This window comes from Actinosynnema pretiosum, from assembly GCF_024171695.1.
Lineage (GTDB): Bacteria > Actinomycetota > Actinomycetes > Mycobacteriales > Pseudonocardiaceae > Actinosynnema > Actinosynnema pretiosum.
In genome coordinates this window covers 36,459-47,733 of record NZ_JAMTCF010000036.1, presented here as the reverse complement: position 1 = coordinate 47,733, position 11,275 = coordinate 36,459, and the positions used below count along the sequence as shown (strand labels likewise).

Below are 11,275 nucleotides of genomic sequence, written 5' to 3'. Positions count from 1 at the left end.
TGCACCTGTCGGTGAACTGGTTCCTCAACACCCAGGAGGGGTACGGGAGTTGGGAGCGGGGCTACGACCGGATCGGGCTGCGCCAGTACGACACGGGCGCGCTGCTGTACGGGCCCAGTGGTGAGTGCGTGTGGTTCGACAAGAACGCCGACGGCTCCTTCGCGCCCGCCGAGCGCCTCCACACCAAGCTGACCAGGACGCCCGAGGGCGGCTACGTCGTCACCTTCGACTCCTCCGGTGAGCGTTGGCTGTTCACCGGATCGGGCTGGCTGGTGTCGCAGTCCGACCGCAACGGCAACGCCTTGACCATGGGCTACGCCCCCGAGGGACACGTCTCGTCCGTGACCGACTCGCAGACGCGCGTGACGACCTTCGCCCACGACGCCGACGGGCTTCCCCGGTCCATTACCGATCCGGCGGGTGAGACGTACGGGGACTACGCCTACGACGGCGGTTCCATCCGCGAGTTCACCGACCGCGCGGGGGAGCGGACCAAGGTCTCCTACATCCGCGACGCCGCGGACTGGAAGCTGCCCGGCGCGATCACCGATCCGCGTGGCAACACCTACAGCCTGGAGTACGACTCGGCGCGGAGGTTGACGGCGCTGACCAAGCCGGGCGGAGCCACCAGCACCTACGCCGACAACCGCGTCACGGACGCCAACGGCCATGCCGCCACCCACGAGTTCGACGACAAGGGCAGGCAGACCAAGGCGACCGACGCGCTCGGGCACGTCCAGTCGCAGACCTGGACCGCGGCCAGCGACGTCAACACCACCACGAACTCGCTGTCGCACTCCACCACCCGCGAGTACGACTCGCTGAACAACATGATCGGCACCAAGCTGCCGACCGGCGCGGAGAACGTGGTGGGGTACACCGACTCCGCTCACCCGCACCTGCCCACGCAGGTCACCGACGGGTCGGGGAACCAGGTCACCCGCGAGTACGACGCCAACGGCAACCTGACCAAGGCGCGGTCCACCGGGCTGAACGCCGACATCGAGACCTACTCCTACTTCGCCCGCGGTCTCGTGAAGACCCGGACCGACGGCAAGGGCGCGGTCACCAACTACTCCTACGACACGCGCGGCAACCTCACCGCCGTCGCCCCACCCGCTCCCGCCGGAGCCAGTTCCTACACCTATGACTCGCTGTCGCGGTTGACCGGCGTCACCGACGGCAACGGCGTCAAGCTGGAGTACGGCTACGACCGGCTCGACCGGGTGGTGTCGGTCAAGCGCGGCGTGGAGGTGTTGCAGGCCAATAGCTATGACGTCAACGGCAACCTCACCGGTACGCAGGTGCCCGGTGTGTCGCGGGTTCTGGCCTACGACGCGCGCAACCAGCTCGCCCGCGTCACGCGCGGCAGTGAGGTCGTCTCGTACACCTACGACAAGGTGGGCAACCTCAGGACGTTGACCACGCCGAGCGGGACGGCCACGTACGCCTACGACGCGGCGGACCGGTTGACCTCGCTGGCCGACGCGCACGGCGGGACCACCGGGTTCGGCTACGACGACGCGGATCGGCGCACCAGCACGGACTTCCCCGGTGGCGCCACGCAGCGCACCGGGTACGACGACTCGGGCAGGCAGACCTCGATCACCGTGGTCAACGGCGACCGGGAGCTGCTCGCGGCCTCCTACCGGTTCACCCGGCCCGACGGCGGTGACACCGACCGGGTCCAGTCCAAGACCGTCAAGGGCGTCACGACGGACTACGGCTACGACGCGCTGGGCAGGCTGACCTCGGCCGGTGCCGGGACCTACCGGCTGGACAACGCCTCCAACCTGCTCTCCGGTGAGGGGCGCAGTTATGAGGTCAACGCCGCCGACCAGTACACGAAGATCAACGACATGGCGGTGTCCTTCGACGGGGCGGGCAACTACAAGTCCACGTCGAGCCCGGCGACGAGCTTCACCCACAGCCCCAGCAACCAGGTGCGCACCGGGGACTACGAGGGCGCGCGGGTGATGGAGTTCGCCTACGACACCGCCGACCAGACCCAACCGAACCAGATCACCGAGACCCCGACCGGTGGCAGTCGGGTCACGCACGTGTTCACGCGCACCGCGCTCGGGGTATCAGAGTTCGTGGACAACGGCGTGCGCTCGGGATTCACCCGTGACACCAATGGTTTGCTGGTCGGGGTGAAGGACGGTTCGGGCGCGCGCCACGGGGCGGTGACCGACTACCAGGGCAGCGTTCTGGCCCTCGTTGACGGGAACGGCCTGATCGCCGCCGAGTACAGCTACGCCCCGTACGGCGCGGTCACGGCCACCGGGGCTGCGGCCAAGGCCAACCCATTCCGCTACCTGGGCGCCTACCAGTTGCAGCGGGGGCACTACCTGCTGGGCTACCGGGTGTACGACAGCGCGTTCGCGAGGTTCAGGTCGACCGACCCGACCGGGCAGGAGGAGAACCCGTACAACTACTCCCAGGGCGACCCGATCAACCGCAGCGATCCCACGGGAGCGTATGGCGAATCCGACTTTCTTCAAGACTTGAGTACAGTGGCTTCTTTTGCTGGAGTGGGTGGAGCTCTTGGTGCGGGTGCTGGTGTGCTTGGGTGCGTTTTTGGGCCTGTGGGTTGCGCGGCAGGCGCTGGTGTGGGCACCGCGATAGGTGGTTCACTTTTTGCCGTTGTGGGTGTGAGTTACGTTTTGACCAGCAATTTTATCAATTAGTGGCGAGGGGAAGATGAGTCAAGAGAGAAGTAGGCGCGGGGTGGTGGTCGCAGGTTTGGTTGTTGCTGCTGTGGCTGCGGGTGTCGCTGGCGCTTTACTTGAGAAGGCTACTGGTGTGTGGTGGACGCGTTACCTTCCGGGAGCTGTCCTGGTTCTCGTCGCGGTTCCTCTGACGCTCCGTTCGGGCGTGTTTTCGAAGAATCGAAGGTGAAGTGAACGGCAATTTTGCTGCTCTGCGGCGGACCGCCTGTTTCGTCGCAGAGCGCTTCATCGTGTTTTTCCTGAGTGCAACCCGTTCACGCGGACTTCGAGTGCTGTCGGGTTGCCCGCCGTAGACTGCCCGCCATGGACGGCGAAGACGACGGTGGGCGGTCCGCTGTGCTCGCGAGCGCGGGCAGGTTGCTGGAGGCCGGTGGTGGGGCCGGGTGCGCGGGGCGGGTGCTCGAAGCCGGTGGGGTCGGGGCCGGGTGCGCCAGTCGGCCGGTTCTGGAGCAGGTCACCACGCGGTGGGGGATGTTGATCATCGCGGCGCTGATCCACGGGCCGCACCGGTTCTCGCGGCTCAGGGGTCGGGTCGAGGGGATCAGTCAGAAGATGCTCTCGCAGCACCTCAAGGCGCTCGTGCGCGCCAACCTGGTGCACCGGGAGGTCGAGCCGACGGTGCCGCCGCAGGTCACCTACAGCCTTACGCCGCTCGGGGAGAGCCTGTCGGTGCCGTTGACCGGGTTGCTGAGCTGGTTCGGGGCGCACACCGCCGAGCTGCTCGCCGAACCGGGCGCGCCGGGTGTGGGGTCCGCCGCGTCCTCGGTCGCCGCGGCGTCCTGACCTGGACGGTCACCGCGCGGTGACCAGGTTGCGGGAAAGTGCTGTCTTCCCGGTGCTCCCGGTCGCGCTTAGCGTCCCCGCTGCCCGGCAGATGGCCGGGGAACGGCGTGGGGAGCGGGGACGATGTCCGACAACAGTAGCAATAGCAACAACAGCAGCAGCAGGCTCAGTGGGCGGACCGCCGTCGTCACGGGGGCTGGCAAGGGGATCGGGGCGGGGATCGCGCGGCGGTTGGGCGCAGAGGGGGCGAACGTCGTTGTCGACTACGCCACCGATCGTGGGGCTGCGGACGACGTCGTCGCGGGCATCCGCGCCGAGGGTGGGCGGGCGATCGCGGTCAGGGCCGATGTCGCCGATCCCGAGCAGGTCGTGGAGTTGTTCTCGGCTGCGCGTGCGGAGTTCGGGGTGGTCGACGTGCTGGTCAACAACGCTGGTGTGGTGGTGTTCGGGCCCGTCGGGTCCGTGGGGGTGGCGGACTTCCGGCGGCAGGTGGACATCAACTTCCTCGGGCCGGTGCTGACCACGCAGGCGTTCGCCGCTCAGCCGGACCTGGCGGGTGGAGTCATCGTGAACGTGTCCACGGCGGGCACCACCGGGCTCCCGCCGCACGCCTCGGTGTACGTGGCCACCAAGAGTGCGCTGGAGGCGTTCACCGTGGTGTCCGCCAAGGAGTTGGGGCCGCGTGGCATCCGGGTGCTCGGGATCGCGCCCGGCGCCTCCGACACCGACGGGACGCGCGCGCTCGGGTTCGTCGGGTCGGAGCAGGCCGTCGCGACCGCCGCGCAGAACCCGTTGGGGCGCATCGGGGTTCCGGACGACTACGCGCCCGTCGTGGCGTTCCTGGTGTCCGACGAGGCCCGGTGGATCACCGGTGACGTGCTGCTGGTGTCGGGTGGGCAGCGGTGAGCGCGCTCATCCTGGACTGCGTCCACACCGCGTAGAGGAGCGGGGACGCCGCCAGGAGCAGGGCGGGGAGCGGGGCGGCCAGCGCGAAGACCGCCGCCGTCAGCAGGATCGTGGTGCTGGCCAGGCTCAGCCACCAGCGCCTCGCCGCGCCCACCAGGCACGGGCGGAGCAGGTGGCGCGGGGTGGTGGGTCCGGCGGCCAGGCCGGTCAGCACGCCCAAAGCGGTGGCGGTGACCAGGGTGGTGGCGCTGGCGAAGAACAGGGCCAGCGCCGGGCCCCAGCGGGTGTCCAGGAGGAACCTGGCGTCCAGGAACAGGATCGTCACCAGCGCGGCGGCGGTCAGCCAGGTCGTCGTCGCGCTGACGGCGGTCCGGCGCCACGTCGACCAGAACCGGCGGGTCGACGTGGCGTCCGGATCGGCGAAGCAGGAGAAAGCGGCGGTCAGGGCCGGGCCGCACAGCGCGGACAGGAGGAGGAAGAACGGCCACGAACCCAGGGGATCCGCTACCAGGGCCAGGGCTAGCAGGAACGGGGACAGGGCGGCGGTCAGGTTGAGGTTCACCAGCAGGGCGGCCCACACCAGGGTGAACAGGCGCTCCCAGGACTGCTGCGTCACGCGGGTCAGCATCGTGGTCTAGCCCTTCAGGCCGGTGGTCGCCACGCCCTCGATGAAGTACCGCTGGCCCAGCAGGAACACCGCCGTCACCGGGAGCACGGACAGCACCGCGCCGGTCATGATCATGGCGTACTCGGCCTCGAACTGGCCGACGAACGACCTCAGTCCCAGTTGGACGGTCCACAGCTCGTTGCTGGTCAGGTAGATGAACGGGCCCATGTAGTCGTTCCAGGTGTTCACGAACGTCAGCAGGGCCAGGCTCGCCAGCGCCGGCTTGGACAGCGGCAGCACGATCCGGCGGTAGATGCCGTACTCGCTCAGGCCGTCGATGCGGGCGGCCTCGCACAGCTCGTCCGGGATCGTCAGGTAGTACTGGCGCATCAGGAAGACGCCGAACGCGCCGAACGCCTGGAGCAGCACGATCGACCACAGGGTGTTCGTCAGCCCGGCCTTCTGCATCATGATGTACTGCGGCACCATGTACGCCTGCCACGGCACGGCGATCGTCGCCAGGTAGGCCAGGAACAGGGCGTCGCGGCCGGGGAAGCGGACCTTGGCGAAGCCGTAGGCGGCGAAGCTGCCGGTGAGCACCTGGAGCGCGGTGATCGCGACGGCGAGCAGCGCGGAGTTGCCCAGGTAGGCCAGGAACGGCACGCGGTCCCAGATCTCGGCGAAGTTCGACCAGCGCAGCTCCTCCGGTATCCAGCGGATCGGGGTGCTGAACACCTCGTTGTCGCGCTTGAGGGACGAGGACACCATCCAGGCGAACGGGATCAGCACCAGGGCGGCGACCGCGGTCATGGCGGCGTAGCCCAGGATCGCGCGCCACCCGTCGGTGCGCTGGGGGACTGGCGGGGCGGTGTCGAGCGGGGCTTCGCGCAGGGCGGTCACGGGGTGTGCCTCCGCTGGTTCAGGCGGAACTGGGCGGCGGTGACGACGAGGACGAGCGCGAACAGCAGCAGGGAGATCGCCGACGAGTAGCCGAACTCGCCCTCCCGGATGCCGACCCGGTAGACCAGCTGCGCCAGCACGAGGGTGCTGCGGCCGGGACCGCCGTCGGTCATCACCACGATCAGGTCGAGCACCTTGAAGCTCTGGATGGTCAGCATGACCAGCACGAAGAACGTGGTGGGGCGCAGGCAGGGCAGGGTCACGTGGACGAAGCGCTGCCAGCGGTTCGCGCCGTCGACCCGCGCCGCCTCGTGGTACTCGGCGGGGATCGCCTGCAGGCCCGCCAGGTAGAGCACCATGTAGTAGCCCATGTCCCGCCACACGCTGGTGAGGATCACGGCGGGCATGGACCACGTGGTGCTGGTGGTCCAGCCGGGCGGGTCGGTGACGCCGAGCGCGCCGAGGAACTGGTTGACCGGGCCGGAGTTCGGGTCGAACAGGGCGTTCCACACCACGGCGACCGCGACGAGCGAGGTCACGTACGGGAAGAACGCGGCGGTGCGGAAGAAGGCGACGCCGCGCATCCGCCGGTTGAGCACCAGCGCCAGGCCGAGCGCGGCGACGAGGGTGAGCGGGATGTGGCCCGCCGCGTAGTACAGGGTGTTGGTCAGCGCCACCCGGACGTTCTGGTCGGCCAGCATCCGGCTGAAGTTGTCCAGGCCGACCCAGCGCGGCGGGTTGTAGGAGTCCCACTCGGCGAACGCGAGCACGGCGGCGGCGAGCACCGGGACGAGGGTGAACAGGGCGAAGCCCAGGAAGTTCGGCAGGATGAAGCTCCAGCCGACGAGCGCGGCGCGCCGGGACCGCCGCCTGCGCCTGGTGGCGTGGTCGGCGGCGGTCGGCGGTGACGTGGGTGCGGTGGTCGGCACGGGTCTACTCGGGGGCCTCGGTGCGGACGCGCTCGCCCATGTCGCGGATGCCGTCGGCGATGGACTTGTCACCGACCATGATCAGCTCGTGCTCCTCCTTGAGGATGGAGTCGACGGCGGAGCTGCGCTTGCTCACCGGCATCTCGAGTGCGACGTGGTCCGGGCTGAACGCGGTGGTGGACAGCTCGTCCTTCGCCATGCCGTCGAGCTGGAAGTAGGCGTCGGTCAGCGCTTCGCTGCGCAGCGCGGGCACGACGCCGACCGCCGTGATGGCCTTCGCGCCCTCCTCCCCGGCGGCGAAGGCGACGAACTTGCGGGCCAGGTCGCTGTTGTCGGCGTTGCGGTTCGCGGCGAACGCGGTGGGGGAGCCGAAGGTGGTGGTGTCGCCGCCCTCGGCGCGCTGGGGCAGCGGTGCGATGCCCCAGTCGACCTGGGAGTTGCCCTCCTTCTTGGCCTTGACGATGCTGGAGATGTACCAGGTGCCCATGGGCAGCATGGCGGCCTTGGCCTTCTCGAACGTGCTGCGGTAGTCGGCCTGCTGGGTGGTGGCGGTGCCGTAGTCCAGGACCGAGCCCTCGTCCTGCATCCGCAGCGCGGTGGTGTACTGCTCGGCGAGGAAGCCGTAGTCGCCGCTCAGCTGGTCGCCGTCGTTCTGGGCCGCGGCGACGGAGTGGACGACGGAGCGCCACACGTGGTGGTAGGCGCCGAAGGTCTTGTCGCCGCCGCTGCCGGTGGTGAGCTTCTTCGCGGCGTCGGCGTACTCGGCCCAGGTCCAGTTCTGCGGCGCGGGGACGCCTGCCTGCTGGAACAGGGTCTTGTTGTAGTACAGCACCCAGAAGTCCTGGCGGTACGGGGCGGCGAAGTACTTGCCGTCGGTGTCGAACGCCTCGAGTCCTTGCAGGCCCTGGGACTTCAGCGGTTCCACGAGGTCGGTGACGTCCTGGAGCTGGCCCCGGCTGGAGTGGCGGGCGTAGTCGGTGACGTTCTTCATGGTGATCACGTCGGTGCGGTCGCCGCCCGCGAGCATGGTGGTGACCTTCTCCGGGTAGTCGGCGGCGAGGATGTCCACCGGCTTGACCATGACACCGGGGTTGGCCTGCTCGAAGGCGTCGAACAGGGCCTGGAACTCGGGGGTGCTGGCCAGGTTCCACACCGACACGGTGAGCGTGTTCGGGTCGGTGGCGGCGCCGGGTCCGCAGCCGGTGACCGCCAGGGAGAGGGCGGCGGCCAGGCCTGCCCAGCGTCGTGCCCGCGATCCGGCGCGGCGGTTCGGAATCATCGTTGACCCGTCCTCTCAGGGTGGTGCCGGTCCGTGCCGGTCGGCGCTCCTCGGTCAGGGCGCGGTGGGGTGGAACTCGGCCAGGTCGAGCGCGGTCGTGCGGCCGTCCGGCCAGGTGACGCGCAGGTCGGTCGAGCTGAGGCTCGTGGTGGGGGCGTCGGGCGGTTCCGGGGTGCGGGAGAGACCGATGGCGTAGGCGCGCCACCGGCTCGGGGTGATCGGGCCCGTGGCGCACGGGGTGGCGCTGTGTGGACCGAGCGGGCTGGCGTCGTGCTCGGAAAGCGCTTCCACGGTGTCGCCCGGCTCGGTGGTCAGCAGGGTGGACGTCGTCGTGCCGTCGGTGATCGTGAGGCGGGAGGGGGTGGTGGACACCTCGGGGCGGGTGCGCGCGGCCAGGGGCCAGCCGCCGACGCGCAGCGCGGTCGCGGCGTCGAGCGCGCCGGGGTTCCCGGGCAGCGGGTCGACGCGGACGCAGCGCACCTCCCACGGTCCGCGCAGCAGCGACACCGCGGTGATCAGCGCGGCGTCGGTGTGCGCGCCGGTGCGGCCCGAGCCGTGGTCGCGGGCGGGCGGGGTGTCGGCGAGCCAGTGCGCGCGGGCCCGCGACGCGCCGAGCGCGACCTGCCCGTCGTCGACGAGTCCGGTGCGCAGCAACGACATCCCGGCGCGGTGGGTGGCGCGGCCCGTCGCGTCCAGGAGCACGGCGGACTGGTCGGCCGGGGTGGTCCAGGACCGCTCGGACAGCGGGGGCGCGGTGGCGGTGGAGTAGCCGAAGCGGGTGTAGAGCGGGGAGTCGCCGACGTGCGCGCCCTCGGCGGCGTGGTCGGTCCCGTGGTTGACCACCCGGACCACGCCGTCCGCGCGGGTGCCGCTGACCAGCCAGCCCGGCGCGGCGGCCGTCCACAGCCGGTCGGCGGTCTCCACCGGCAGCGGCTCCTCCACCGCCCGCCACGCCGGGTGGTCGGCGGGCATGGCCAGGCCGAGCATCCCCTTGGCGGCCCAGTAGGGCGAGGACGGGCCGGAGTAGGACTGGGCGATCCCCGGCCAGGCGTGGTGCCAGCCCGGGGTGAGCAGGCCGCGCTCGTCGGGCGCGCCCCGGTCGGCGAAGTGCCGCACGATCCCGGACGCGGCGCGGCGCAGCAGGCCCGGCGGGGTGGAGGGGACCTCGGCGAGCGCGCCCACCCACAGCGGCGCGGCGGCGGCGAAGCGGTAGGTGAGGCTGCGGCCCTGGACCAGCGGGGAGCCGTCCGCGCCGATCAGGTTCGCGTAGTCGAGCAGGAAGCGGTCGAGGCGGGCGGTGTCCACAGTGGACCGATCGGTGATCTCGCGGGCGCCGCGCATCCTCGACCACAGCACCGGGTACAGGTGCATCGCCCAGCCGTTGTAGTGGTCGAACGCGCGCTCGTCGCCGTCCGAGTACCAGGCGTCCACGCGCAGGAAATCCTCGTGCAGCGCCAGGTCCGACTCGACGTCCTCGGCCCGCCACGGCCCGCCGACCGAGCGCAGGAAGGTCTGCGCGACGATGCGGAACCACAGCCAGTTGCAGCGCGGGTAGGTGTCGTCGCCGACCACCGGGGACAGGTAGTCGACCACCTGGTCCCTGGTGCGCTCGGGCAGCAGGTCCCACAGCCACGGCCGGGTCAGGTCCAGCACCAGCGCCAGCGAGGCCGCCTCCACCTTGGCCTGGGCGTGCTCGTCGGGGCGCGGCCAGCGCTCGGGGGACGCCGGGTCGACGCCGGACGCCAGGCCGCCCGCGTAGCGCTCGGCCAGGTTCGCCGGGTCGTGGCCGCGTTCCCCGGCCAGGCGGAAACCGGCCAGCAGGAACGTGCGCGCGAAGCCCTCCAGGCCGTCGACGTCCGCGCCGAGGCCGCCGGTCGGGCCGGGCAGCACGATCCTGGCCCCGCCGGGCGAGGTCAGCGGGCGCACCGCGTCCAGCATCCGGTCCGCCAGCGCGGTCCAGTGCCCGCGCGTCCAGCCGGTGATCGGGGACAGCTCCCGGTCCGCGCTCACGCGCTCACCCGCAGCCGCTCGGCGGTCACCGGCGACCTCGGCGGCTGCCCGTCCAGGTAGCGGGCCAGCTCCTCCAGGGCGCTGTCGCTCATCCGCCGCGCCTCCGAGTCGAGCGACCCGGCCACGTGCGGGGTGATCATCACGTTGGGCAGGTCGTAGAGCACCGACGCGGCGGGCAGCGGTTCGGGCTCGGTGACGTCCAGGATCGCGTCCAGCCTGCCGCCCGCGCACTCGCGCTCCAGCGCGGCGGTGTCCAGCACGGCCCCGCGCGCGGTGTTGATCACGGTGGCGCCGTCGCGCAGCAGCGCCAGCTCCCGCCGCCCGATCAGGTTGCTGGTCGACGGCAGCGCGGGCAGGTGCAGCGACAGCACGTCGCACGCCCGCAGCAGGTCGGGCAGCGGCACCAGCTCCGCGCCCGCCGCGCGCACCTCGGCCGCGTCGGCGTGCGGGTCGGCCACCAGAACCCGGACCTCCAGCGCCCGCAGCATCGCCGCCACCCGCCTGCCCACGCGGGAGAACCCGACCAGGCCGATCACCCGTCCTCGGTTGGACAGCTCGCCGCGCGCGGCCCGGTACGACCAGTCGGCGCGGTGCCGCCGGGCGTCCTGCGCCAGGAACGGGACCTTCTTGCCCGCGAACACGATCGCGGCCAGCGTGAACTCGGCGACCGGCACCGCGTTGTCGTCGGCGGCGGTGGTGACCAGGATCCCGCGCTGCCACAGGCTCTCGCTCACCAGCGGGCGCACCGTGCCCGCGCAGTGGAACACCGCGCGCAGCTCGGGCGCGGCGGCGAGGCGCTCGGCGGTCAGCCCTGGGCAGCCCCACGAGGTCAGCAGCACCTCGCTGCCGCGCAGCGCCCGCCGGGCTCCCGGCGAGTCCAGCTCGTCCACCCACACCGGGTCGGCGGTGTCGGCCAGCTCGCCCAGCCTGCTCAGCTGCGGGGCGTGGAACTGCGTCCGGAAGGTCGAGCCGTCCATCACCAGCAGCGCACGCGGTCGTCGTCGTTGTCCGGTCACGCCGATCCCTTCCGCCGGGCGAGGGAGCCGTGGGGCAGATCGTGGGTGATCGGTTTTCCGACGTCAATCCCCGGTGCGCACAACCGATCACGTGTGATCACCCGCGCGCGGTG

9 protein-coding genes are annotated in these 11,275 nt (G+C 71.0%); 3 read left to right on the top strand and 6 right to left on the bottom strand.

Translation table 11 applies throughout. The features are described 5' to 3' along the window. From LV78_RS39830 to LV78_RS39820, 3 genes are all read left to right on the top strand, one after another. A partial coding sequence (locus tag LV78_RS39830) for an RHS repeat-associated core domain-containing protein (RefSeq protein WP_253851406.1) occupies positions 1 to 2,690 on the top strand: 2,690 nt, incomplete at its 5' end. 345 nt (positions 2,691 to 3,035) lie between these two features. Continuing rightward, positions 3,036 to 3,515: a winged helix-turn-helix transcriptional regulator gene (locus tag LV78_RS39825; RefSeq protein WP_253851405.1), complete on the top strand. Its 480-nt coding sequence runs from the start codon at positions 3,036 to 3,038 to the stop codon at positions 3,513 to 3,515. A 123-nt stretch (positions 3,516 to 3,638) separates the two neighbouring features. Beyond that, positions 3,639 to 4,421: an SDR family oxidoreductase gene (locus tag LV78_RS39820; RefSeq protein ID WP_253851404.1), complete on the top strand. Its 783-nt coding sequence runs from the start codon at positions 3,639 to 3,641 to the stop codon at positions 4,419 to 4,421. Here LV78_RS39820 and LV78_RS39815 read toward each other — a convergent pair. Genes LV78_RS39815 through LV78_RS39790 form a run of 6 tightly spaced genes read right to left on the bottom strand, consistent with a single transcriptional unit; the run spans position 4,381 to position 11,162 of the window. Further along, on the bottom strand, positions 4,381 to 5,037 hold the full coding sequence (locus LV78_RS39815) for a hypothetical protein (RefSeq protein ID WP_253851403.1): 657 nt from the start codon (positions 5,035 to 5,037) through the stop codon (positions 4,381 to 4,383). The genes LV78_RS39820 and LV78_RS39815 overlap by 41 nt on opposite strands. 18 nt (positions 5,038 to 5,055) lie before the next feature. Beyond that, entirely contained in the window at positions 5,056 to 5,928 is an 873-nt protein-coding gene (locus tag LV78_RS39810; RefSeq protein WP_253851402.1) for a carbohydrate ABC transporter permease, read from the bottom strand. Then, a complete protein-coding gene (locus LV78_RS39805) occupies positions 5,925 to 6,857 on the bottom strand; it encodes a carbohydrate ABC transporter permease (RefSeq protein WP_253851401.1) in 933 nt (310 codons plus the stop codon). Before LV78_RS39805 ends, LV78_RS39810 begins: the two co-directional genes overlap by 4 nt. 4 nt (positions 6,858 to 6,861) lie before the next feature. Beyond that, complete coding sequence (locus LV78_RS39800; protein WP_253851400.1) at positions 6,862 to 8,136, bottom strand: ABC transporter substrate-binding protein; 1,275 nt, start codon at positions 8,134 to 8,136, stop codon at positions 6,862 to 6,864. 54 nt (positions 8,137 to 8,190) lie between these two features. Next, positions 8,191 to 10,146 carry a DUF2264 domain-containing protein gene (locus tag LV78_RS39795; protein ID WP_253851399.1) on the bottom strand — a complete coding sequence of 652 codons (1,956 nt, stop codon included), beginning with the start codon at positions 10,144 to 10,146 and terminating at the stop codon, positions 8,191 to 8,193. Beyond that, positions 10,143 to 11,162, bottom strand: a complete 1,020-nt coding sequence (locus tag LV78_RS39790) for a hydroxyacid dehydrogenase (protein WP_253851398.1) — start codon at positions 11,160 to 11,162, stop codon at positions 10,143 to 10,145. The genes LV78_RS39795 and LV78_RS39790 overlap by 4 nt, the downstream gene beginning before the upstream one ends. Positions 11,163 to 11,275 lie beyond the last annotated feature (113 nt).

Bases quoted from the DNA above. Each gene is read 5' to 3' on its own strand.
- LV78_RS39825 (WP_253851405.1), top strand. From the start codon at position 3,036: ATGGACGGCGAAGACGACGGTGGGCGGTCCGCTGTGCTCGCGAGCGCG.
- LV78_RS39820 (WP_253851404.1), top strand. From the start codon at position 3,639: ATGTCCGACAACAGTAGCAATAGCAACAACAGCAGCAGCAGGCTCAGT.
- LV78_RS39800 (WP_253851400.1), bottom strand. From the start codon at position 8,136: ATGATTCCGAACCGCCGCGCCGGATCGCGGGCACGACGCTGGGCAGGC.